Raw genomic sequence first — 24876 nt, 5'->3', positions numbered from 1 at the left:
CTTTTATTTTTAAGAATGATAATCTTAATAGAGATTCTTGTTATAGAATCGCCATTGGCATAGTAAAATCTTGATTAGCACCACGATAAAGAGGTGTGGGTGCTGCCATCGCATATAAATCAGTGGCGGTTTTTTCCAGTGCCAGCAGGTGCAGGCCGTCTTCATTGAGAATTTCAGGGGCCTTTTTTAAATTAGTCAGAACAGGGCATTTGGCGTTCATTGTAAGATCCCCTAATAGCTCGGCATTTTCTTTGCGGAAACCTAGAACACGTATGTAAGGCATATAAGGTTTTTTCATAAAATACGCAACCTCAGCGCCTTTGATATCCAGTAAAACATGAAGAAGGATGCGTTGTATTTTCGTTCGGGTATAGCGTTTGGATTTGACAAAATTAATTATATCTTCAATCTCGTAGGCAGAATCGATTGATCTTAAAATTCTGTTTTCCAGACCCTCTGTTACTTCAAAAATCTGTCTCATATCTTCTGGGGACATGGTTCTTAATTTATAGTTTAACGGCCCTGCATAGTTTTTCCAGAGGACAGGAGCTGTTCCTAAGGAAAGAGCTTTGCTGTATAGTGAAGAGCAATTTTCCGGAACTTGAGAGAATGACTCTGCCAGTTGTTCTTCTAGTATTCCTGTTCGTATTGCTGAGGCAGAAGCAAATTTACTTTCCAAAGAGGTGCTATGATAGGCCGCACCTTCACGTTTGATAGCCAATGGGGTCATATTGCATTGGTAGCGCTCCAGAGCTTTTAAATACTCCAACGCTAAAATATGATTTGGTTGGCTTAAAATCTCACTATTGATATTTGAAATGGTTTCCATAGCCTTAGCACGGGCACTTGGGTAGGACAGACCCTCATCCAGGTGGGTTTTTAGAAGAGAGCGATATTCCTCAGTCTCATTTGTCATTAATTTCGCTGCTTCCTGAAGCGCAGGAAGGTTTCCGCTTTCTGAACCAAAAGCAAGGATATCCACAATTCCTGTATCTTCTAGAATTCTAACTGCGGCAGAGGCAAAAGTTTCTGCATTTGCGGTAGCAAACAAAACAGGGAGCTCCAGCACCATGTCCACACCATTGAGCAATGCCCCTTTGGCTCGGGTCCATTTATCAAAAAAAGCGGGTTCACCTCGTTGAACAAAACTACCGCTCATTACCACAACAACACGGTCAGCGCCACTTTTTCTCTTCGCCTCTTCTATCATATACTGGTGTCCAAGGTGAAAAGGATTATATTCCGTTATGATACCAAGTGTTTTCATTTTTACATCTCCTTTTCCCAGAGGGTATTTCTTTTTATAATATATTATACCATAAAAAGACAAGAAGGAAGGGTATAAAAAGAAGTGGTTGGCAGAAAGCTTTCGACATTTGTTTTATTACATAGAAATGTTAATGAAAAATAAAAGGATTCTGTTTATTCGGGAACCTTACGGAAGGGGAGGATAGTTCGTTCTTGGTTTACTGCACTAGTAATAGAGAGTTCTTTATTATATCAATCTGAGCATTGACAAGAAAAAGGGGTAGTTTATTCAGAGCATCTACGAAGAGAATAGTTATCATGATTCATTAACATTGAATTATAGGGGGAGGTATATAGGTGGATATATTTGCATAAAAAAACCGCCTATATTATTAGGCGGGCTAGGAAAACAATTTATTAAGATGGGAAAAGGGGTTCCCCTAATATTTGTGATTTATGCAAATTACAGCTTATGTTTTATTTTGCCAACAATATCGGCTTCCGTAAATAATACGCACTGGCGAATGGCATTTTTGATGGCTCTTGCATTTGAACTGCCATGAGCTTTAACAACGAGAGATTTTAGGCCGATAAATGGTGCACCACCAACCTCATCAGAATCAAAGCGTTTTTTCACATTTCGAAAAGGTGTTTTTAACATTGCCGCCGCAAACTTGTAGGAACCTGCGGTAATTTCTTCTTTAATAATATCAATCAAGGTTTTGCTTAAGCCTTCACTAAGCTTCAAAATGGTATTACCCACAAAGCCATCACACACGATGACATCAGCTTGACCAAAGGGTATATCTCGTGGTTCAATATTACCCACAAAATTTATGTTTTCGCTTACTTCCAATAATTCATAGGCTTCTTTGGTCAGTGCATTTCCTTTTTCTTTTTCTGCGCCGATGTTTACCAAGGCAACCTTTGGCTGTGCCATGCCGAAAATATTCTCCACATAAACAGAGCCCATCTTTGCGAATTGCTCCAGATATTTAGCCTTACAATCTACATTTGCGCCACTATCCAGAAGGAAGGTAAAACCGTTTTTTGTAGGCAGGCAAGTTCCAAGAGCAGGGCGCTCTACGCCTTCAATGCGGCCTACAATCAATAAAGCCCCAGTAAGTAATGCACCGGTACTTCCGGCAGAAACAAAAGCATCGGCTTCTCCGCTTTTTGCAAGATTTAACCCTACAACCAAGGAAGAATCCTTTTTTCTACGGATCGCTGATGTAGGCACTTCGTCCGTGCCGATGACTTCTTCAGCATGAATCACTTGTATACGTTCTTTCGGATATGTGTATTTAGCTAGCTCAGCATTTATCTTATCTTGCTGGCCAACAAGCTTTATATCTACATTTAATTCTTTTACTGCATCTACGGCACCTTTTACAATCTCAACAGGAGCCAAGTCGCCACCCATGGCATCCAGGGCTACGATTACTTTTTTATCCATGAAATCACCTGAGTCCTTCCATCATTTTGGTGTTTCTATCATTATTTTTATCTTTAGGATTTCCTAATTTATGTTATTATTTTACTCGAATTGAGTGATGATTGCAACCTCATTCCATGCAAATCAATGCTTAAAAAATGTTATAGATAAGAAGAAAAGACAGCATGTATGCTGTCTTTTCGAGTTTGACATTAGTCAACTTTGATAATTGTCTTTTTGTTATATGCGCCACAAGCCTTGCAAACCTGATGAGGAGTCATCAGTTCACCACACTTGCTGCATTTTACCAAGCTAGGAGTTGCAATTTTCCAACTCTGTGCTTTTCTCTTATCTCTTTTAGATTTCGACACTCGTCCCTTGGGTACAGCCATTTCTACACCTCCTCGTCAACATTGAAAAGAGTCCTTAAACTTTCAAATCTCGGATCTATATAGGTTGTATCGCATTCGCACACACCTTCATTTAGATTCTTTCCGCAAACGGGGCAAAGCCCTTTACAATGATCGCTGCAAAGAACCTTCATAGGTAAAGCACAAAGAATACCCCTTCTGACAAAGTCCGCAAGATCAATTTGATCCCCCGAAAAAGTTTCTGTCTCTTCGTTTCCTCTGCCTGTATGAGCAAAACGTTCCTTGATCTCGAAGCAAAGCTCTTTTCTGACAGGTGCAAGACAACGGTCACACCGAAGGTTGACCTCTGTATTGCCCTTTGCTTCAAAAACGAAAGTTTCATTTTCGTTTTTAAGAGTTCCCTCTAACTTTACAGGCTGCAAAAATTCCACAACATCGGGATAATCCGACGTATCATTGATTTGCTCAGTCAGCATAACGGGAATTGATAATCCGTTTTTGCTAAACAATTGAGCCATTCCAAGTAACATTCAAATCACCCCATAGTCGTACCTAAAATATTATACTGAAAGGCTTCTTATTTGTCAAGAAGTTCCTTCGTATCTCTTGCAATTACCAATTCTTCGTTGGTAGGGATAACTAAAACTCTTACTCTGGAATCAGGAGCAGAGATTTCGATTGCGCTTCCTCTTAAGCAATTGTTGTAAGAGTCAATGTGAACACCAAGGTAACCCAAGTAATCACAAATCAATCTTCTTGTAGGGCCGGAGTTTTCACCCAAACCAGCTGTAAATACGATACAATCAACGCCGTTCATTGCTGCTGCATATGCACCAATTCTCTTTGCTACTTTGTAAGAGAATACTTCCAGGGCAGCTTCTGCTCTTGCATTGCCATGCTCGCTTGCATCTTCAATATCACGGAAGTCGCTGGATACGCCGGAGATACCCAAAACGCCGGATTTTTTATTTAAGATATTATCCATTTCCTGAGGAGTCAGTTTTTCTTTTTCCATCAAGAATGTGATAACAGCAGCATCAACGTCACCAGCTCTGGTACCCATTACAAGACCTTCCAAAGGTGTGAAGCCCATGGTTGTATCAATGGATTTACCGTTTCTTACTGCGCAGATGGAACCACCGTTGCCTAAGTGGCAAGTAATGGTCTTTGTCTGATCGTAAGGTCTGCCCAACATTTTTGCAGCTTCTTCAGAAACGTATCTATGGCTTGTCCCGTGGAAGCCGTATCTTCTGATTTTATATTTTTCATAATATTCGTAAGGAATTGCATACAGGTATGCTCTTTCAGGCATTGTCTGGTGGAAAGCTGTATCAAATACACCAACCTGAGGCACGCCGGGGATAATTCTTTCACAAGCTGCAATACCAATTAAGTTTGCAGGGTTATGCAAAGGAGCAAGCTCGCTACATTTTTCCAAAGCTTCTTTTACTGCATCGTCAATGACAACGGAGCTTGAGAAGTATTCGCCACCATGAACTACACGGTGACCAACTGCGTTGATTTCAGTCATGCTCTTCACTACGCCGTAAACGGGGTTTGTTAAAGCTTCCATTACTTTGCTTACAGCTACATCGTGATTTTCCAAATAGTCATTAAAAACAACATCTTCCTTATCGGTAGGCTGGTGTTTCAATCTGGAACCTTCGATACCGATTCTTTCGCAAAGACCTTTTGCCAATACCGCTTCGCCTTCCATGTCGAAAAGCTGGTATTTCAAAGAGGAACTGCCGCAGTTCAATACAAGAATTTTCATTATTTTCTCTCCTTCATTATTTACCTTTTCTTACTTAAAATTTATTATTTTGAATCGCTTTCAATTGAAAAGCGATCAAGAAACATGTGGAGAATTATTTACCCATTACATGAGCCTGAACAGCTGTCATAGCAACAACTGCCACGATATCATTTGCGGAGCAGCCTCTGGATAAATCATTTACGGGCTTTGCAATACCCTGAAGCACAGGACCGAAAGCTTCTGCTTTACCAAATCTCTGTACTAATTTATAGCCGATATTTCCAGCGTCAATGTCGGGGAATACCAAGCAGTTTGCCTTACCAGCAACGGGGCTTGTTGGTGCTTTTAATTCGCCAACCTCTTTAACGATTGCTGCATCCAACTGGATTTCGCCATCCAACTTGATTTCAGGATATTTTTCCTTCGCAATTTTTACTGCCTCTACTACTTTTGTAACATCAGCATGCTTTGCAGAACCCATTGTAGAATGGCTCAGCATTGCAACTCTTGCTTCTTTGCCTACAAATGCAGCATAGGACTTTGCGGAGTCACCTGCGATGCAAGCCAATTCTGCGGGAGTAGGGTTTTGATTGAGTGCGCAGTCAGCGAACAACAAAATTCCGTCATCACCGTATTCAGGTGTCTGTGTTACCATAATAAAGAAGGAAGACACCAATTCTGTGCCGGGTGCAGTTTTTAAAATCTGCAATGCAGGACGCAGTGTATCAGCAGTAGAATGGATTGCACCAGAAACCATGCCATCTGCAACACCCATTTTAACCAACATAACACCAACAAACATGGAATCATCCAAAAGAAGTTTTTTTGCTTCTTCCAATGTCATGCCTTTGCTTTTTCTTGCTTCTGCAAGGCCTGCAACCATTTCATCCATTCTATCATAAATTTCGGGATCAACGAAAATTGCCTTGGAAACGTCAAAGCTGCCTGCTGCTTCCATGATTTTTTCTTTATTACCGATTAATACGATTTCTGCTAATCCATCCTTTAAGCATTCTGCTGCTGCTTCCAGGTTTCTTTTTTCATAGGATTCAGGTAAAACAATTACTTTCTTATTGGCTCTCGCCTTTTCTTTCATTAGTGTCAAAAAGTCCACGGTAAAAAACCTCCTAGTTGATTGTAGAATTTCATTTGTTACCCACATCTCTATTATTATAAACAAAATGTCCCACAGGTACAAGGGCAAAGACATAAAAAAATGGCTGAAATTTACTCATTTTTTCAGCCAAGTCGCATCTTTTTGCTATATAAATAATTACAGGTTCTTAATTATAATTGATATGATTTCGTTATGAGATGACAGGAAATTCCATAAAAAAAGTGGTTCCCATATACTCTCGACTTTCAATGCGGATGCTTCCACCCAAAGCAGAAATTGTTGCATTTACAACATCAAGGCCTACACCTCTGCCTGAAAACATTGTGGCTCTGCTTTTGGTAGTGAAACCCGGGCGCAACAAAAATGCAAAAATTTCGTTATCCTCATATTCTTCCTCAAGTTTTTTCAAAAGACCCTTTTCATGAGCTGTCTCCAATATGCCATGCTTATCTAAGCCTCGTCCATCATCTCGGAAAACAACAAAGACCCTTTGTCCAGCTTTTTGAATTTCTAAAGAGATTTCTCCAATGGGGGTTTTTCCCAGTTGTTCACGAACAGAAGTGTTTTCTAACCCGTGATCCATACTGTTTTTCATCATCTGTAAAACGGCCATGGAGATTTTGTCGAAAATATCCCTTGGAACTTCTGTATCTGCTCCGGAAACTTTAACTGTAAACTCCTTTGATAGCTCTCTTCCCATAATGCTTGCAAGGCGCTCCATTTGAGGTATGAGGGAAGCAAAGTTTGTGTAAGGAATAATTTGTTTACCTTTACGAGTATAGGCAATTTGGTAGCTTGGGCCTTCCGGTTCATTTTCGTTATCAACATGGGCTAAAAAATTTTTAATTCTTCGCACCACAGCCCAACCAAAATCAGTAACCTCTTCATCCGTTTCCATACGACGCAGTTCCCGTTTCATAAATCCGGATACCATACGCAGTAGTTGTAGGATAGTTTTCAAGTCTTTTTGGGCAGGGTTTTCTTCCTCACGCAAATAAGAGAACAAGTCCTCCGCGCTATGGGCTGTTTCTGAAATAGAGGGATATCCCATCATGGATGCAGAGCCTTTGATGCTATGCATGGTGCGGAATAAGCCGTCTACCTCTTCCCTGGATACGGAAAAGTCTTCTTCTTTTGCTTTTTCTTCTATGAAGCTGTCAATCTTATCAATGTTTTTCCAAGATTCCTCAACAAAGATGTCTTGCAGGAAATCTGGCTTTTCTAAAAACTTTTCCACGTTATCATCCTCAAATCGTAAACTATTATTAAAATTATATCCTTTTTTTTGATAAATTTCCAGATAAATTTTTAACGATTTTTTAATATTTCTTTTGGTTTTTTTTGTTATATCACATATAAATGTAACAATTCATTTTATATGCAATTTGTTATTTATTTACCATTTAAATTATTTAGGTTTATTCTAATATTTGAAAGAATGAGAATGGCTGTTTTTTTGGCGGTTTTAAATATAAACATTTTAAGTTTATTGGATTTTGGCGTTTTTAGAGGTTAGCGAAAAACGATGCACAAAAATACACGGGCTTTATTGAATTTGAATAGTTAACAAGTAATAAGTTGAAATAAAAAGCTATGAAGAAAAATATAATCATGAAAATGTATACTTGTAAAATATTGTCGAATTTTTATCAACCATATTCTGGAATTTTTATTAAATAATAATTGACATAATACAGTGTTAAATAATATAATTTAAAAAGGAAAAAATTACATGTTTAATGAAGGCATTCTGAAAACTTTGTACAGTTTTTCTTAAATAACATATAATGAGAGATGTAAATGACGAGGAGGAATAAATATAATGAAGAAATATATTGCAAAACTATTGGTTTGCGTAATTTGTGTTTCAAGTATTAGCATTCCAACATATGCGAAAGAGAAAGATGGTACAACATATGTGGGTACTGAAAATGCTCCAATTTCTACTAGAGCTCATGAGATGGAGGTAAAAAAAGAAAAAATAGGAAATACTGTAAGAACTACGGTTGACTTAGGGGAAGCGGGAGGACAATTACCGGGGGGAACTAGTTTTACAGGTGGTTCTGGTATGCTTATCTGGAGTGATGGTGGAGCAAATGCTAATTGCTCAGTGAGTATAGCAGGTAGTGCTGTCAGTTTTTCTTTGAATATTGGAACATCAAAATCTGGAGTAAGTGGAAAAGGTATTACGGTACCTGGCGATGGCCGTTTTTATAAACTTGGGGTAAAGCGAACTGTGGATGTTACCGGATATAAATGCTATGAACGATTAGCAGGAACTAGTTTGCCATGGAATTATGTAGGTACAAATGCCGAGGTGAAAAAAATTAGTGAGTCTTTTTATTTGATTAAAGTGCAATAAGATAATTGGGCAAAAAGATTATAGATAAGAAAGTAAATATTAAGTAAATATCAAGTAAATAAAGAAGACTGCCTATCAGATTGGTAGGCAGTTTTTACGACAAAGGCTTGGAGGTGACTATGAAAACGAAAGTAAGGAGATTCATTTATTTGTTTCTCATTGTAATTTGTGTAATCATAGCAAAAAAAGTGATGGATACACCTATATTAACAGGTTCTTTTCAGGGTACATATTCTTATGAAGGGTATACAGTAAGCGTTACTGATACGAATGAATTTTACTTAATGAATCAGGTGTTAGGTATTTATATTAAGGGAGAATACGAAAGAGAAGCTGAAAACGTTTATTATTTAGAGGGAACAGGCATTCAAGGTCAGGAAATAAGATTGAAAAACAAGGTTTTTATTCTTGTTTTTGATGGAAACGAGATGAAGTTTACCAAAATATCTGATTCGGCTATGTTTATAGAAGGTTTAGAAGATTTGGTATTAGAATATGAAAGGAAGCTGAAAAATCCAAAATGAAAAAGTAATTGTGCCTATCTAATAAAGATAGGCAATTATTTTGCCGAAAATTCGCTGGAAAAGTTTCTTTCTTTTTTCGGCTTTTCTACTGACAAATGGGAGCAAATGGGTTATAGTATTGAAAGAAAAATAAAGTTGAATTAAGGAGGTTAATTATATGGACGAATCAGTAGTAATGAATGTAATTGCAGAGCAGATGAATATATCGGTGGATACTTTAACACCTGATACTGTTTTTGCGGATTTGGGTGCGGATTCTTTAGATTTATTTCAGATTATTTCTGCTTTAGAGGAAGCTTTTGATATGGAATTTGAAAATGACGAAGCGGAAAAAATCAAAACCATTGGTGATGCAATTGCCTATATTAAAAATGTATTGGAGAACTAAGTATGAATCATTTAAATCTGGAGGAGTTCGAGCGAAAGATAGAGTACTCTTTTACGGATAAAAGCCTATTGGTGTTAGCTTTGACCCATAGCTCTTATGCCAATGAATTGAAAAAGGGCAGTCATGAAAACAACGAACGCTTGGAATTTTTGGGCGACGCTGTTTTGGATATGGTGGTAAGCGAGTATATGTATCGTTTTTTTCCACAGATGCCTGAGGGAGAGCTGACAAAGCTTAGGGCAGCGGTGGTTTGCGAGGGGTCTTTGGCGGCTTTATCCCGCAACCTGGGTTTAGGACGTTGTATTTTGCTGGGCAAAGGGGAAGAGAGTACAGGAGGAAGAAACCGAGACTCTATTTTGGCAGATGTTTTTGAGGCCATCATTGGTGCTGTTTGCATTGATGGAGGCATTGAGGTAGCCAACGGCTATGTAATGCGTTTTATGGAAGAACAAATTGCCAATACCAAAAATAACTTTAAAAGCTTAGATGGAAAGACTCATTTACAAGAAGTCATTCAGAAAATAAGTAAGGTTCCTTTGCTTTATAAAATTGTTGATGAGCAAGGTCCGGACCATAATAAGGTATTTCTGGCTCAAGTTATCCACGATGGCCGTGTTTTGGGCAAGGGAAGTGGACGCAGTAAGAAAGAGGCGGAGCAAAATGCCGCAAATAACGCATTGGAGCATATGAACGGTTGACAACGGCATATGCTCGAGGGCGCTGTATCGTAAACTCCGATGGAAACCATTCTATCGGAGTTTTTTATGAAGAATATGATTCAGATGAAAGAAGGTCATATGTTTTTGTAAGGATGAATAATACACAAGAAAATAAAGTATGTTTGGTAAAATAGCATTAAAGTGGCTTTTTCCACACATAATAGGGCTGTGAACGGCATTGACATCCTATACTGTTAGGAATAATATGGAAAAGGCGATGTCGAAGGGAGGAAATTAAATAATGGGTAAGCTAGACGGACTATGTGGGGATAAGGTATTTTATTACTTTGAAGAGATTTGTAAAATTCCCCATGGAAGTGAAAATGAAATGGCTTTAAGCGACTATATTGTTGCTTTTGCAAAGGATAGAGGCTTATATTACCGTCAGGATGAGAGTCATAATGTTTTGATTAAAAAAAGCGGGTCAAAGGGATATGAAGAGGTGCCACCTGTGATTCTCCAGGGTCATATTGATATGGTCTGTGAGAAAAATGCAGGAACAGAGATGGATTTTTTGAAGGATCCTTTAGACATATATGTGGAGGATGGATTTATTCATGCCAAGGGAACAACGTTGGGCGGTGATGATGGAATTGCTGTAGCTTATATGTTGGCAATTTTGGATGATAATACATTGGAACACCCACCCATTGAAGCTCTTTTTACCGTTGAAGAAGAAATCGGCATGGGTGGAGCAAGAGCCTTTGAGCCCTTTGATGTGGAGGGCAAGCGGCTTTTAAATATGGATACGGAGGAAGAGGGTGTTTTACTTTCAGGCTGTGCCGGAGGAAGACGGGCAAGGGTTTATCTGCCAGCAGAACGCATGGAAATTTCTGAGGGAAAAGGCGCATATCATATTTCTATTCGTGGATTAAAGGGTGGTCACTCCGGGTCTGATATTCATTTGCAAAGAGCCAACGCCAACCGTTTGATGGGCAGAGTGTTATATATGTTACTGGAAAAGGAAGATTTCTCTTTGGCTAGTGTGGATGGAGGGAACATGGACAATGCCATTTGCCGAGAGGCGGAGGCGGTCATTGTTTTTGACAAGGAAAAAGAAGATGGGATAAGAGAATATTTAATGAAAATAGAAAATATTCTCAAGGAGGAATATAATTCCTGTGAGCCGTCTATAACTATATCAATAGAACTTTTGAAGGAAGCCGTTTTTCAGGTTTTCACAGAAGATACGAAAAGCAAAGTCATTTACACCTTATTGCTTTTGCCCTTTGGGGTGCAAACCATGAGCATGGAAATGAAAGGTTTGGTTGAAAGCTCAAATAATATTGGGATTGTAAAAACCACCGCAGAATATATCTATTTTGATAATGCAGTCAGAAGCTCTGTGGAGAGCAGAAAAGAGCTAATTTGTCAGAAAATTCATGCCATTGCCAACCTTTGCGGCGCAAGGGTTGAGGAAGTAAATGATTATCCCGGGTGGAGGTTCAATCCAGATTCTGAAATGCTAAAATTGTTTGCAAAAACCTACCAAGAAATGTATGGCAAGGAAGCGGAAATTGCTGCAATTCATGCTGGTTTGGAATGTGGGTTGTTTTCCGAAAAGATACCCAATCTGGACATGGTTTCCATTGGGCCGGAGATGCACGATGTGCATACCCCTGATGAATGCCTTTCGGTGGCTTCCACAATACGCGTTTGGGAGTATTTAAAAGAAGTATTACGAAAAATGGATCACTAAAACTTAAGGAATGGTGAAGATATGCGGCTGCCTTGGAACAAAAAGTATTTGGTCATCTCCTTTCATGTAATTTTTACGGTTGGTATTTTAGTTATATTGGGGATGCTTTTGTTTCAGCTTTCCGAGGCGAAAAATGTCGTAATACAGACGGCGAGGGGAATCCTCGCCGTTTTTGCTCCCCTTTTGTGGGCGATTTTCTTCTCGGTATTATTTGAACCCCTTACTCACTTCTTGCAAAGGCAGTATGAAAATCGTTTGACAGCAATACAACGGAGTAAAATCAAGAACAGAAAGGTAGGAACGGGAGCGGCCTATATTATTATATTTATTGTATTATTTTTAGGAGGCAGATGGGCTGCAAAAGGCTTAGGAGCAGCAGATTTAGAAGGCTTAGCAGAGCAGCTATCTGCTTTTGTCAGAAAAATTGGGGATTATTTGGTACTGGTAAATTTAAAGCTGGCGGAACTAGGCATTTTGCAAAATGTGGAAGGAATTTTATCGGCTTGGACAGAGAATGCCACTCTTTGGATACAGGAACAAATCATGGGAATAACTGCATATATTCCACAAATCGGTAACAGTTTGATTGATATTACCATAGGGCTTACGGTGGCTTTTTATTTTCTTATGGAGAAGGAAATGATATTAAACTATTTAAAGGAATTTTCTTTGCTATTATTTGGAGAAAAAGTAACAAGACGGATTCGCAGGGCTTCTTTGGAAGTCAATAATGTAATAATAGGGTATTTAGGGGGACAGATGACAGATGCGGTAATCATGGCGATTTTGTTTTCCATTTCCTTTACAATAGTAGGCCTGCCTTATGGGGTTGTGTTGGGGCTGATTTCGGGGTTTTCAAACTTAATACCTTATTTTGGGGCATTTATAGCTTTTATTTTAGCCATAATGGCGGGGCTATTGAGTGGAGAATCTATCCGCGCATTATATGCTTCCATACTAATTTTAATTTTACAGCAAATTGATAGTGTATATATTGTTCCCAAGGTTGTAGGGAAAAAAGTTGAAATGCATCCCGTATTAGTTTTATTGTCACTGGCTATATTTGGAAGACTATTTGGATTTTGGGGACTGTTGGTTGCTGTACCATTGGGAGCTTTAATCAACAATTTTATAATTTGGTTTATAAAGAAAAAACAAGGGAGTCTGGATGTTTGGTGACGATTCGAACTACCTTTATAAAAGATACAATATTTTTATAATATCAATTAGAAGATAGGAAAAGGCGTCGATTTTATCGACGCCTTATTAAAATGTCTAAGGTTATTACTTAAGTTGATTTGTATCTTAAAGAGGGGGAGGCTGATAAACTGTTTTTATGGCGTCAGTGATTTTATAAAGAATACTGCCATATATTTATTGTTCAAATTTTTTGTGAGAGACATAGACTACAAATGCAGTATGTGTTTTATAAATTTTTATAGGAAAATGATGTGGGAATAGAGATAGAGAAGTTGACAATAAAGGCAGGGGGGATAGGTTAATCATAATGTTCTTAAGGAATTTAACGAAAATTACGATTCAAAATATTGACGAGTAAAATTATAAATGATTCTAAAATTTAGCGTAAATCAGGATGGTAGGAAAAACCTTTCAATAAAATAAAAGCATTGGATATTGAAAAAGCATTGTATTATGTATATAATGTAGTTATAAAGTGTGGAGAAAGCCCTATTTAAGGGTCAGAATAGAAAGGTGGTCTTGCCAATGAAAGGATTGGTAACACAAGAAAGTGGAAATATGGTTAAGGTTCATATTATTCGCCAGGAGGCTTGTGGTCATTGTAAAGCATGTTTCTCAGGCCATATTGAACAGGATATGGATATAGAAGCGAAAAACCTTTGTGATGCAGAGGTAGGGGATTGGGTTGAACTGGAACTGCAGGACAATGCTTTTTTAAAGGCTATTTTGATTAGCTATGGCATACCTATGATTGGTTTTTTCATTGGATTATTTTTTGGTTATTTCGTAGTGAGTCCTTTGGTGTCCCTGCCTGAAAGTTTGATTTCTTTTACCTTGGGTATTGTAGGTGTTTTGATTAGCTTTGCATGGATTAAAAGCCAGAACTCCAGATGGGAAAACGGAAAATATTTGCCATTGGCAGTGCGTTTAACCTCAGAGGGTTATGGTCAGTAAGAAAATGTTCAGAGAAGTAATTATAACTGAAAAAGTATAGAAAACCAAGAGGGCGTCTACTTTAAGGATGCCCTCAAGCAATCTCAATTGAGGTTGCTTTTTTAATATTCAAATCTTTAAAAAGAGTATTCAAATGAAAATAGTTTTTCTTTTAAAGCTAAAATGTATGACACAATTAAAAAATTTTATTATTTGTCCCCATAAGGCAGAACCATTGTCCTTTTTTTTCATACTATGAAGCAAAGGAGATGATTTTATGAAGGAGCGGGCAATGGCTCTTTGCGTTCAGGGAGAAAATTGCTCCCGTGCTATTTTAAGGGCCGCATCAGAAACATACGGGTTTCCTCTTTCTGAAGAATTATTAATGAGCTGTAATGCAATTAGTGCAGGATTTGGCGTAGGAGGCATATGCAGTGCATTGGTTGCGGCGGTCATGGTTTTGGGAATTTTATTTCCTGTAGAGGAGGCAAAGCAGAAAAGCTTGATCTTGCTGTGCAGAGCACAAGGAAACTGGAATTGCGTTGATTGCTGTAGACTTTCTGCCCGAAGAGAAAATTGTAACGATTTGATTGGAGAAATTGCAGAGATGCTAGAGGAGATTATTCGTGAAGAATAAAAATGGCATGATTGATATTCTATTTCATGTCATTTTCAATTTTACAAAATACGCAATTTCAAGGACGGTCAAGCTTTTTCTGAGTTTAGAAAAGAAAAACCCGTATCATAAAAATTCTCTATGGATTCTTGTGATACGGGTTTATTGATGTTCAAAAAAAATCAAAAGCAAGGTCTATGAATCTGCCTCAGATGAATACTCGTTAATCGTGATTTGTAAAATGGTCAATCAATAATTTCTGTTTTTACATCCATTTGATTTTCAGGTGCCTCGACTAGGGGTAATGGAGTTTCGTGGGACTGTGCAGCTATATTTTCTGCCGCTTGAAGCTTTTCAAATTTCACTTCTGTTTGGGCAGATGGAACATGTTGTACAGAGGCAATCCGTTTTTTTTCAACTTGTGCTGCATGGATAGATTGCTTGAGTTTTTCATTCTCTTTACGCAATGTTTTAAGCTCTGCTTCCAAGCGTGAAATTTGGGCTTTCCAACGGGCATTTACCTCAGTGATTTCATCACTTCGTTGAGCCAGAAGTGCAGTTAATTCTTCAATTTGCTGTTTTTGAGAGTTCTGGATAGACGTATATTTTTTTTGCTTTTTTTGCAGTAAGGAATCTTGCCTAAAAGGATTGTTCTGTGTCTCTTGGACAAAAGAGTTTGGTTGTGCTTCTTGAGTAAATCGAGAGTATTGCATCTCTTGCTCAAAAGGAGTACTTTGTGATTGTGTAACCTCCACAGGGATAGGTTGTGTTTCTTGCCCAAATGGCATGGGCTGTGACTGTGGCTCTTGGGTAAAGTGACTGTATTGCGCTCCTTGTTTAACGGGCGTACGCTGTGGTTGTGCATCCTGAACAAACTGTGAGAGCTGCATTTCCTGACCAAAGGGAATGCCCTGTGGCTGTGTATCTTGGGCAAACCGATTTGGTTGTGGTTCTTGGGTGTAGTAAAGGGGTGAAGATTTTTTTTCCTGCTTCCCAGGAAGGGGCTGTTCTTGTTCAAAAGGCAGTGCTTGTATTTGCATTCTAGACTCGGATGCATTCACCAAAAGGAAGGGGTTGAAATTTCTGGACAAATCCCCATAGGTCTCCATGGCGTTGCATTCTAAGGCGTCTGCATTTGTAAGCTCACCCTTTAAGCATTGAGTAGGGAAGCTGCCTGTATAGTGTTCCACTACTCCGAATGTTGCGCCGTTATTTTCCGAAATACAACGCAAAGGTCGGCCGTTGGCAGTCCACATCAACATGAGTTTTCCGTTCTCCAAAAACGCCATGGCATTATCACAATTTGTGTCTTCCCAAAGAACACGAGGGGTGCTGACTGCCGTTGTTTGCTTATATTGATAAATAACCTGGGTGCGGAACATATTACGGGTAATATACAAAATATGAATACGCTCCATATCGTTTACAATGGAAATATCAACAAAATTGGTTTGTGTTTGAATTAGTGGCGTTAAGCTTCCAAGTGTATATGGAGTAAGAAGCATTTCCCGAGCGCACCATGTATTTCTGGCAGTTCTATAATATAGAATGATGTGTTCCTTGCTTAAACGCCGTGCAAGAAAAATAGTTTTCCCAAAGGGGATGAAACGGTCAATTTGTGTAGGGGTTTCCCATCGTCCATTGCGAAAGGAGCAATATACCAAAGAATCAATCCCTTTGGCTTCTGTTGGTAAATGATAGATAATATGTAATGCGTTTTCTGTTGGTACAATAAAGAATTTTAGGTTACTAGAATTGATTGTCATGCCGTTTAAAGGTTCATGCTCCCAATTCACAAAATCTTTGGAGGAAGCGATGTTTAAAGTTCCACCTATTGTGGTATATAGAACATAACATACCTCTCCGAATTGGCAAACAGAGAAGGTTGAACCGATTCTTTCTGCCAAGATTTGCGGTGTTGACCAGCCTGTACTTGTATTTGACTGGAAGAAAAGAATATTACTTTGGCGATAAAAGAGACAGAAATATCCGTTTGGCATTTTTAAATATTTTACATTGGGGTTTTGCATAGGAACGCTCCCTTGAATTTTTTTATCAGTTTATGCATGATACGGGGGAAAAAGAATAGAAGGGTGAAAGATTACCAGATAAGGGATTCATATTGTAAAGGGATTACCTATGGCATTATTTTCAATATACTGATAATATTGAAGAAAAAGTATTAATTAAATGAAATAGAAAAACAAAGATTTGAGAAGTAAAAGAGAAGGGGTCATTTATGCACAAGTCACCTATTTATTTGACACATGGGTTTACTGCCTCCAGCAAGGCAAATTGGTTTCCTTGGTTGAAGGAGCAAATGAAGAAGAAGGGCGTTGAAGTAATTGTTCCTGATATGCCAAATACAGAAGATCCTCACCTTGTGCCTTGGATAGAAAAATTAGAAGAGAATGTATGTGAAATCAATGAAGATACTGTTTTTATTGGACACAGTCTTGGTTGCATTACGACGTTACGATTTATATTGAAAAAGGGACTTAAAATAAAAGGTGCTATTCTAGTTTCCGGATTTATGGACGAAAATCCCATGGAAGTACAAAAGGAGGGATTGATTGAATTTGTGGATGGGGAAATTGATGTAGACAAGGTGAAATGCCTTATTCCACACAGAGTAATGCTAACGGCGGTAGATGATGACATTGTGCCAATGGAGGCAACGAAAAAAATGGCAGAGAAGCTAGATATAAGGCTGATTGTTCTTGATAAAGGCGGTCATTTTATAGATCGTGATGGATTTACTGAATTTCCTCAGGTTTTGGAGTTGTTGGAGGAACTTATTCAATGTGAAAAGTAGTCTATAGTTTAAATGCAGATAATAGAGGGCGGGTTTATAAAGAAAAAGATATAACGAAAGGGTGGTTGTTTTAAGAACCACCCTTTTTGGCTATATCTTAATACTTATAGATAAATTTTTGAGACAATCTGTCAAATAGTTTATCTGTATAGTGAAAATAGGTTACATGGATTCTCCCTTTGCTTTTGACTCGCAATAAATACAGCGATATACCCTGTTTTCACCATCTGTCAACTTAAAAACATGGTCGATTTCCTGTTCCACAGAGGTGATACAACGGGGGTTTTTACATTTGATGACGTTGGTTAATCTTTCGGGCAATTGGGGATGAAATTTTTTGATTCTCTGACCGTCTTTGATAACGTTTATCGTGATATCCGGATTAATATATCCCAATACATCTAAGTTTAGGTCAAAATCAGCATCTATTTTTATAATGTCTTTTTTGCCGATTTTACCACTACTTGCGTTTTTGATTAAGGCAATGGAGCAATCTAAGGCTTCAAGGTTTAATAGTTGATAGATTTCCATGCCTTGTCCAGCCTTGATATGATCAATTACAATTCCGTTGCGAATAGAGTCAATATTCATATCATTCCACCTCCAAAAGCTTTAAAATCAGTGCCATACGGATAAATTTGCCATAGAGAACCTGCTTAAAATAGCATGCCCTTGGGTCATCATCCACGTCTACGGAAATTTCGTTGACACGAGGAAGAGGATGCATGATACACAGGTCGGTTTTGGCAGTAGTCAGCTTTTCTTTATTTAAGATATAGCTATCTTTCAAACGTATATAATCCGCTTCGTTGAAAAATCGTTCTCTTTGTACACGGGTCATATAGAGAATATCCAAGGTGGGCATAACCTTTTCTAAGCTGGTGGTAACGGTATAGGAGATTCCCTTTTTATCTAAAATATCATTAATGATATATTCAGGTAATTTTAATTCCTCAGGAGAGATTAAAACAAAGTGAATATTTTCATAGCGTGACAAGGCGTGTATCAAAGAATGCACAGTTCTACCGAACTTTAAGTCACCGCAAAGCCCTACGGTTAAGCTGTCAAAGTGGCCTTTTTCCCGTTGTATGGTTAAAAGGTCGGTAAGGGTTTGGGTTGGATGGTTATGACCGCCATCTCCCGCATTGATTATGGGGACGGAAGAGTGGAGGGAAGCTACCATTGGTGCGCCTTCTTTGGGATGGCGCATGGCAATGATGTCTGCATAACAGCTTACGGTTCGGATGGTATCGGAAACGCTTTCTCCTTTTGCGGCGGAGCTATTGCTTGCCGCAGAAAAACCTAATACATTACCCCCCAATTCCATCATTGCCGCTTCAAAACTTAACCTTGTTCTTGTGGAAGGTTCGAAAAATAGGGTGGCAAGTTTTTTGCCGCGGCACTTTTCGCTATATTTTATGGGGGATTCAATTATATCATTGGCGGTAGCGATTAATTCGTCAATTTCTGCAATGGAAAGGTCAACAATATCAATCAAGCTTCTCATAATGAAACATTCCTCCAGCCTTCATCACTTGGGTTATTACGGAAGGTAATTAATTTTTTTATATCCTCTTGCTTTATATAGCCTTCTTTTGCGGCAACCTCTGCAACTGCATCAAAGTCCGACAGGCTAATGTTTTTTACGTTGGCTTCTTTCAAACGGTCTAAGCCTTTTTGCATCCCGTAGGTAAAGATGCTGACTACGCCAAGAACTTCTGCACCAGCTTCACGAAGGACATTGACAACCTCAATGACACTTCCTCCTGTGGAAATCAAATCTTCAACCACGACAACCTTTTGGCCTTTTTCCAATTTGCCCTCAATCTGGTTATTGCGGCCATGATCTTTGGCGCCAGAGCGGACATAGCCCATAGGGAGACCTAAAATATGAGCGGTGATTGCTGCATGGGCTATGCCTGCAGTACTGGTGCCCATCAAAACTTCGCAATCGGGGTACTCTTTGCGGATGGTTTCTGCCAAAGCATGCTCCACATGGTCTCTCACTTCGGGAGCGGTCAAGGTTAATCGGTTATCACAATAAATGGGGCTTTTAATACCGCTTGCCCAGGTAAAAGGGTCTTCTGGGCGAAGAAATACGGCACCAATGGATAATAAGTCTTTTGCAATCAAATGTTTCATCACGCATTTCCTCCTAAAAATTCGGTTAAGCATCTTCTATATGCGGCAACAGGATCGGTGGCTTGGGTAATGGGGCGGCCTACGACGATATAGTCGGAGCCTAATTCCCTTGCACGTTCAGGGGTTGCAATACGCACTTGATCCCCTGCGTCCCCATCGGCAAAGCGTACACCGGGAGTAATGGTTAGGAAATTCTCGCCGCAAACCTCCTTTACTTTATTTGCTTCCCAAGGAGAGCAAACGATACCATCCAAGCCTGCTTTTTTTGTATTTTTGGCGTAATGTAATACGGTTTCTTCAAGGCTTTTGTCAATTAAAAGGTCAGCTTGCATTCTTTCCTCACTGGTGGAGGTGAGCTGGGTTACAGCGATTAATAGACCACGGGTGCCATCTTTTTTAGTGAAACCTTCCAGAGCTGACTCCATCATGGCAATGGTGCCTGAGGCATGAACGTTGCACAAATCCACATCCAAATCTGACAAAACAGAGATTGCTTTTTTCACAGTATTGGGGATATCATGAAGCTTTAAGTCTAAGAAGATTTTATGGCCTCTTGCTTTAATCTCTTTTACGATTGCGGGGCCTTCTGCATAGAATAGCTCCATTCCGATTTTCAAAAAAGGTCTTTCTTCCTTGAAATGTTCCAGAAAGGCTATGAGGTCGGCTTTGCTGTTAAAATCGCAAGCAATGATTACATCTTTACTCATTTATGGGCACCTCCAATAATATGGTTTAAATCTTTGATTCCGTATTTTTTCATCACATGGGGTAAATCTTCAATTATATTTTTGCAAGCAAAGGGGTCCACTAAATTTGCGGCACCGACTTGCACTGCCGTTGCACCTGCCAACATTAGCTCTAATACATCCTCAGCAGTGGATACACCACCCATACCGATGATGGGCAGGTTTACTGCTTCATATACCTGATAAACCATACGCACCGCTACAGGGAAAATAGCACTGCCCGAAAAGCCGCCCATTTTATTGGCAATAGTAGGCTTACCTGTTTTTAGGTCAATGCGCATGCCCATTAGCGTATTGATTAAGCTAATGCCATCAGCACCAGCCTCCTCACAAGCCTTTGCAATGGAAACAATATCTGTTACATTGGGGCTCAGCTTAATATACACAGACTTTGTTGTGACTGTTTTTACCGCTTTTGTCACCGCCGCCGCCGCTTGGGGGCTTGTTCCAAAGCTCATGCCGCCATGATGTACATTGGGACAGCTTACGTTGACTTCGATGATGCCTACTTGCTCTTCTGCATTTATTTTTTCTGCGCAATATACATATTCCTCCACAGAAGAACCACTGATATTTGCAATCACAGGCTTGTGAAAAACCTTTTTCATTTTAGGCAATTCTTCGCTAATGACCTTTTCAATCCCTGGGTTTTGTAAACCTACGGAGTTAATCATTCCACCTGTGCATTCTGCTATTCTTGGGGTAGGGTTTCCGAAGCGAGGTTCTCTTGTGGTTCCTTTAAAGGAAAAGGAGCCTAATATATTGATGTCATAGAGCTCTGCAAATTCATAGCCATAGCCAAAGGTTCCGCTGGCAGGGATGATGGGGTTATCTAAGGTAATACCGCTTAAGGTAACTTTTGTGTTTACCATATGATTTCCTCCTTTTCCAAAACAGGTCCTTCTTTGCAAATACGTTTATTACCATACTTTGTTTGGCAGGAGCAACCCATACAAGCACCGAAACCACAGCCCATTCTTTCCTCGAAGCTTAGCTGTCCACTGGTGTTGGTACATGCTGAAAGGGCTTTCAGCATTGGTTCAGGGCCACAGGTATAAAAATAAGTATACGCAGTCAGACTCTTTACAATATCGGTAACAAAGCCTTTTGTGCCAAGGGTTCCATCTGCTGTGGCAACAAGGACTTCTATGCCAAGTTGTTTAAATTCTTCCATATAAAAGGCTTCATCCTTTGTATTAAAGCCCAAAATAACGACAGGTGTTTTTCCTTCATCAAGGAGATTTTTTGCCAGGCGGTACATGGGGGGAACGCCAACGCCACCGCCGATAAGCAAGGGGTGGTTTCCACTTTTTGTGGTATCATAGCCATTTCCCAGACCCGTAAGAATGTCTAATTGGGTAGAGGGCGTCAAGTCTTTCATGATATTTGTACCCTTACCTACAGTTTTATATAAAATTGTAATTGAACTATCGTCATAATCACAGACAGAAATAGGACGGCGCAAAAATAGACCTTCTATTTTTATATTGATAAATTGCCCTGCTCTTGTTATAGCAGAGGTATCCCCCTCAAGCACCATGCGGTACACAGTGCTTGTAAGGGGCTCATTTTTTACTATTTTAAAGTGAGACTGATTCAAGAAAAGCCCTCCTTAGGCGTTGATTGTGGAAATGCAAAGGGTTGTTTCTTCCAAAACATCCAAGAGTACTCTTACGGTATCCAAGGCGGTGAACATGGTAACGTTGTTTTCTACGGCACACTGACGAATTTCTTGACCATCGTTCATACCTTCTTCGGAGTTCACGTCTCTTGTATTTATGACATAGCTGACATAGCCGGAGCGGATGGAGTCGAAGATTTCTTCACTGCCTTCGCTTACCTTTTTCTTGATACGGGTACGGATACCATGCTCCTTCAAAAATTCTGCTGTGCCTGCGGTTGCTTCAATATTAAAGCCCAATTCGTAGAAGCGGCGAATGAGAGGAAGTGCTTCTTCCTTATCCTTATCGGCAATGGTAGCCAAAACGGTGCCGTAGTTCAGAATATTCATGCCTGATGCTTGCAGGGCTTTATATAAGGCTCTGTTCAGCTTATTATCATATCCGATTGCTTCCCCTGTGGACTTCATTTCTGGAGAGAGGTAGGTATCCATGCCTCTCAGCTTTGCAAAGGAGAAGGCGGGAACCTTTACATACCATCTAGGGCTTTCATCAGGGTAGATGCCGAAGATGCCTTGTTCCTTTAAGGTTTTGCCTAAGATGACCAGTGTTGCAATATCCGCAAGAGAGTAGCCTGTTGCCTTGGAAAGGAAGGGTACTGTTCTGGAGGATCTGGGGTTTACCTCAATCACGAAAACGTTGTCGTTGCTATCTACAATGAACTGAATATTGAATAAACCTTGAATGCCTATTCCCAGACCCAATTTTTTTGTATATTCTAATATTTTGCCTTTTGCTTTTTGAGATACACTAAAGGTTGGATAAACACTAATTGAGTCACCGGAGTGAACCCCTGTGCGTTCTACATGTTCCATAATGCCGGGGACGAATACGTCAAAGCCATCGCAGACTGCGTCAACTTCCAATTCCTTACCTTGGATATACTTATCAACCAGTACAGGTTGATCTTCGTTAATTTGTACTGCTGTTTTCAAGTAGGTGCGAAGAGAACTCTCGCTGGAAACAATCTGCATTGCCCGTCCGCCTAAAACGTAGCTGGGGCGAACCAAAACGGGATAGCCGATTTCATTGGCTGTCTTTACCCCATCTTCAATATTGGTGACAGCTCTTCCTTTAGGCTGAGGGATATCCAAAGCTTTTAAAATATGTTCAAAAGCGTCTCTGTTTTCTGCCCGCTCGATGGCGTCTACATCTGTACCTATTATTTTTACACCACGCTCCATGAGGGGTTGCGCAAGATTGATGGCGGTCTGTCCACCAAGGGAGGCGATAATACCCATAGGGTTTTCCAATTCGACGATATTCATAACATCTTCTACGGTAAGGGGCTCAAAGTATAATTTATCACTGGTAGTATAATCCGTTGAGACTGTTTCCGGATTGTTGTTAATGATGATGGATTCATAACCGAATTCTTTAATCGTTGTTACTGCGTGTACAGTTGAATAATCAAATTCTACGCCTTGACCGATACGGATTGGCCCTGAGCCAAGAACGATGATTTTTTTCTTATCGCTGATGATGGAATCATTTTTTTCCTCATAGGTTGAATAGAAGTAAGGAATATATCCGCCGGTTCCACTGGTTTCAATCATTTTGTAAACAGGGAATAATTTCATTTCTTTGCGCAGATTAAAAATCTCGATCTCCTTTTGATTCCAAAGCTTTGCAATGATCTTATCTGAAAAGCCCATCTTTTTAGCTGTGGTCAGGAGTTTTTTGTCACCTATATTTTCGGCTAGAATTTTTTCGTAGTCTACGATATTTTTCATTACCTCTAAAAAATATTTTGTAATCATAGTGGCGTTGAAAATTTCATCTAAGCTCACACCATTGCGGATTAACTGGGCAATGGCATAGATTCTATCATCAGGGCTTTCTGCAATATAGGCAAGGAGTTCTTCGTTGCTTATGGTATCAAACTTTGGCATATATAGATGTGATGTGCCGATTTCCAAGGAGCGGATGGATTTTAATAGACACTCCTCAATGGTACGACCGATGCCCATAACCTCTCCTGTTGCTTTCATTTGCGTGCTCAATTTATTCGTTGCGCTAGCAAATTTATCGAAGGCAAAGCGTGGGAATTTTGCAACAATATAATCTAATGCCGGCTCATAATTTGCATTGGTATTTGCGATTTTGATTTCATCTAAGGTCATGCCTACGGCTATTTTTGCTGTTACCCTTGCGATGGGATAGCCGCTTGCTTTGGATGCCAAGGCAGAGGAACGAGATACACGAGGGTTTACCTCAATTAAATAGTATTTGGAGGAGTTGGGGTCTAAAGCAAACTGAACATTGCAGCCACCCTCTATTTTTAATGCACGAATGATTTTTAAAGCACTATCTCGCAACATACTAAAATCTTGGTCATTCAGGGTTAGGATTGGTGCCACAACAATGGAATCTCCTGTATGTACACCCACAGGATCTACGTTTTCCATGCCACAAATGGTTATTGCACGGTCTGTCTTATCTCTCATTACCTCAAATTCAATTTCTTTGAAGCCTTTCACGCTTTTTTCTATCAAAACCTGATGGGTGGGGGAGAGGGAGAGGGCATTTTTCATCATTTCTTTCAACTCGGCTTCGTTTTTCGCAAAGCCGCCCCCTGTGCCGCCTAAGGTGAAGGCAGGGCGCAGAACAACGGGATAACCGATTTCAACAGCTGCACGAACTGCTTCCTCTATAGAATAGGTGATAATAGAAGGGATAACGGGTTCTCCAATTTCCTGACAAAGTTCTTTAAAGAGTTCTCTATCCTCTGCTTTTTCGATGCTTTCACAGCTTGTGCCCAAAAGCTCTACTTGACATTCCTTTAAGATGCCCTTTTTCTCCAGTTGAATTGCCAGATTTAAGCCTGTTTGTCCACCGATTCCTGGAACGATAGCATCGGGGCGTTCATAGCGAAGGATTTTTGCAATGTATTCCAAGGTCAACGGTTCCATATAAACCTTATCTGCGATGGTGGTATCAGTCATTATGGTGGCGGGATTGGAATTGACCAAAACCACTTCATAGCCCTCTTCTTTTAAAGCCAGGCAAGCCTGTGTTCCGGCATAGTCGAATTCCGCTGCTTGTCCAATTACAATGGGGCCGGAGCCGATGATAAGGATTTTTTTAAGATCTGTTCTTTTAGGCATTTTATTTCCTCCTTGAAAT

General features: G+C 39.6%; 24 protein-coding genes. 9 read left to right on the top strand and 15 right to left on the bottom strand.

All coding sequences use genetic code 11. The features are described from left to right. Positions 1-40 precede the first annotated feature (40 nt). The 7 genes from CPRO_RS11575 to CPRO_RS11545 all read right to left on the bottom strand — a co-directional run bounded on the left by CPRO_RS11575 (position 41) and on the right by CPRO_RS11545 (position 7164). Complete coding sequence (locus CPRO_RS11575) at positions 41-1267, bottom strand: nucleotidyltransferase (RefSeq protein WP_066051986.1); 1227 nt, start codon at positions 1265-1267, stop codon at positions 41-43. Positions 1268-1711: 444 nt separating this feature from the next. Continuing rightward, a complete protein-coding gene (gene plsX, locus CPRO_RS11570) occupies positions 1712-2704 on the bottom strand; it encodes a phosphate acyltransferase PlsX (RefSeq protein ID WP_066051984.1) in 993 nt (330 codons plus the stop codon). A 191-nt stretch (positions 2705-2895) separates the two neighbouring features. After that, positions 2896-3075, bottom strand: coding sequence for a 50S ribosomal protein L32 (gene rpmF, locus CPRO_RS11565; RefSeq protein ID WP_066051981.1), 180 nt, complete (start codon positions 3073-3075; stop codon positions 2896-2898). A 2-nt stretch (positions 3076-3077) separates the two neighbouring features. Continuing rightward, positions 3078-3584, bottom strand: coding sequence for a YceD family protein (locus CPRO_RS11560; protein WP_066051979.1), 507 nt, complete (start codon positions 3582-3584; stop codon positions 3078-3080). A 47-nt stretch (positions 3585-3631) separates the two neighbouring features. Then, the gene (locus CPRO_RS11555; protein ID WP_066051976.1) at positions 3632-4828 is read right to left on the bottom strand and encodes an acetate/propionate family kinase; all 1197 of its coding nucleotides are present in this window, start codon (positions 4826-4828) and stop codon (positions 3632-3634) included. A 94-nt stretch (positions 4829-4922) separates the two neighbouring features. Beyond that, positions 4923-5924, bottom strand: a complete 1002-nt coding sequence (gene pta, locus CPRO_RS11550; RefSeq protein WP_066051973.1) for a phosphate acetyltransferase — start codon at positions 5922-5924, stop codon at positions 4923-4925. Between the two features lie 193 nt (positions 5925-6117). Continuing rightward, complete coding sequence (locus CPRO_RS11545; protein ID WP_066051970.1) at positions 6118-7164, bottom strand: ATP-binding protein; 1047 nt, start codon at positions 7162-7164, stop codon at positions 6118-6120. 585 nt (positions 7165-7749) lie between these two features. Here CPRO_RS11545 and CPRO_RS11540 point away from each other — a divergent pair. The 8 genes from CPRO_RS11540 to CPRO_RS11505 all read left to right on the top strand — a co-directional run bounded on the left by CPRO_RS11540 (position 7750) and on the right by CPRO_RS11505 (position 14389). Then, positions 7750-8289 (top strand): hypothetical protein, encoded by a 540-nt coding sequence (locus CPRO_RS11540; RefSeq protein ID WP_066051967.1) that lies wholly within the window; start codon positions 7750-7752, stop codon positions 8287-8289. 119 nt (positions 8290-8408) lie between these two features. Beyond that, the gene (locus CPRO_RS11535; protein WP_066051964.1) at positions 8409-8813 is read left to right on the top strand and encodes a hypothetical protein; all 405 of its coding nucleotides are present in this window, start codon (positions 8409-8411) and stop codon (positions 8811-8813) included. A 157-nt stretch (positions 8814-8970) separates the two neighbouring features. Further along, on the top strand, positions 8971-9201 hold the full coding sequence (gene acpP / locus CPRO_RS11530) for an acyl carrier protein (protein ID WP_066051962.1): 231 nt from the start codon (positions 8971-8973) through the stop codon (positions 9199-9201). A gap of 2 nt (positions 9202-9203) precedes the next feature. Then, on the top strand, positions 9204-9899 hold the full coding sequence (gene rnc, locus CPRO_RS11525) for a ribonuclease III (protein ID WP_066051959.1): 696 nt from the start codon (positions 9204-9206) through the stop codon (positions 9897-9899). Between the two features lie 262 nt (positions 9900-10161). Then, positions 10162-11619 carry an aminoacyl-histidine dipeptidase gene (locus tag CPRO_RS11520; RefSeq protein ID WP_066051957.1) on the top strand — a complete coding sequence of 486 codons (1458 nt, stop codon included), beginning with the start codon at positions 10162-10164 and terminating at the stop codon, positions 11617-11619. Between the two features lie 21 nt (positions 11620-11640). Then, positions 11641-12798, top strand: coding sequence for an AI-2E family transporter (locus tag CPRO_RS11515; protein WP_066051954.1), 1158 nt, complete (start codon positions 11641-11643; stop codon positions 12796-12798). 546 nt (positions 12799-13344) lie between these two features. Further along, positions 13345-13773 (top strand): SoxR reducing system RseC family protein, encoded by a 429-nt coding sequence (locus CPRO_RS11510; protein ID WP_066051951.1) that lies wholly within the window; start codon positions 13345-13347, stop codon positions 13771-13773. Between the two features lie 256 nt (positions 13774-14029). Continuing rightward, positions 14030-14389: a C-GCAxxG-C-C family protein gene (locus CPRO_RS11505; RefSeq protein WP_066051945.1), complete on the top strand. Its 360-nt coding sequence runs from the start codon at positions 14030-14032 to the stop codon at positions 14387-14389. Positions 14390-14613: 224 nt separating this feature from the next. Here CPRO_RS11505 and CPRO_RS11500 read toward each other — a convergent pair whose 3' ends face one another. Then, positions 14614-16398, bottom strand: a complete 1785-nt coding sequence (locus CPRO_RS11500) for a hypothetical protein (protein WP_066051940.1) — start codon at positions 16396-16398, stop codon at positions 14614-14616. A 209-nt stretch (positions 16399-16607) separates the two neighbouring features. Between CPRO_RS11500 and CPRO_RS11495 the strand changes: the two genes are divergently transcribed. Further along, a complete protein-coding gene (locus CPRO_RS11495) occupies positions 16608-17183 on the top strand; it encodes an RBBP9/YdeN family alpha/beta hydrolase (RefSeq protein ID WP_066051935.1) in 576 nt (191 codons plus the stop codon). A gap of 162 nt (positions 17184-17345) precedes the next feature. Here CPRO_RS11495 and CPRO_RS11490 read toward each other — a convergent pair whose 3' ends face one another. The 7 genes from CPRO_RS11490 to carB are packed head-to-tail and all read right to left on the bottom strand — an operon-like array spanning position 17346 to position 24857. Beyond that, on the bottom strand, positions 17346-17774 hold the full coding sequence (locus CPRO_RS11490; RefSeq protein ID WP_066051932.1) for an aspartate carbamoyltransferase regulatory subunit: 429 nt from the start codon (positions 17772-17774) through the stop codon (positions 17346-17348). A gap of 1 nt (position 17775) precedes the next feature. Beyond that, a complete protein-coding gene (gene pyrB, locus CPRO_RS11485) occupies positions 17776-18690 on the bottom strand; it encodes an aspartate carbamoyltransferase (RefSeq protein WP_066051930.1) in 915 nt (304 codons plus the stop codon). Next, positions 18687-19325 (bottom strand): orotate phosphoribosyltransferase, encoded by a 639-nt coding sequence (gene pyrE / locus CPRO_RS11480; protein WP_066051927.1) that lies wholly within the window; start codon positions 19323-19325, stop codon positions 18687-18689. The genes pyrB and pyrE overlap by 4 nt, the downstream gene beginning before the upstream one ends. Beyond that, complete coding sequence (gene pyrF / locus CPRO_RS11475; RefSeq protein WP_066051924.1) at positions 19325-20032, bottom strand: orotidine-5'-phosphate decarboxylase; 708 nt, start codon at positions 20030-20032, stop codon at positions 19325-19327. Before pyrF ends, pyrE begins: the two co-directional genes overlap by 1 nt. Then, entirely contained in the window at positions 20029-20943 is a 915-nt protein-coding gene (locus CPRO_RS11470; protein ID WP_066051922.1) for a dihydroorotate dehydrogenase, read from the bottom strand. The genes pyrF and CPRO_RS11470 overlap by 4 nt, the downstream gene beginning before the upstream one ends. Further along, entirely contained in the window at positions 20937-21671 is a 735-nt protein-coding gene (locus CPRO_RS11465) for a dihydroorotate dehydrogenase electron transfer subunit (protein WP_066051919.1), read from the bottom strand. The genes CPRO_RS11470 and CPRO_RS11465 overlap by 7 nt, the downstream gene beginning before the upstream one ends. A 12-nt stretch (positions 21672-21683) precedes the next feature. Next, entirely contained in the window at positions 21684-24857 is a 3174-nt protein-coding gene (gene carB / locus CPRO_RS11460) for a carbamoyl-phosphate synthase large subunit (protein WP_066051916.1), read from the bottom strand. Positions 24858-24876: the final 19 nt, after the last annotated feature.

This window comes from Anaerotignum propionicum DSM 1682, from assembly GCF_001561955.1.
GTDB lineage: Bacteria > Bacillota > Clostridia > Lachnospirales > Anaerotignaceae > Chakrabartyella > Chakrabartyella propionicum.
This window is presented reverse-complemented; position numbering and strand designations above follow the sequence as displayed.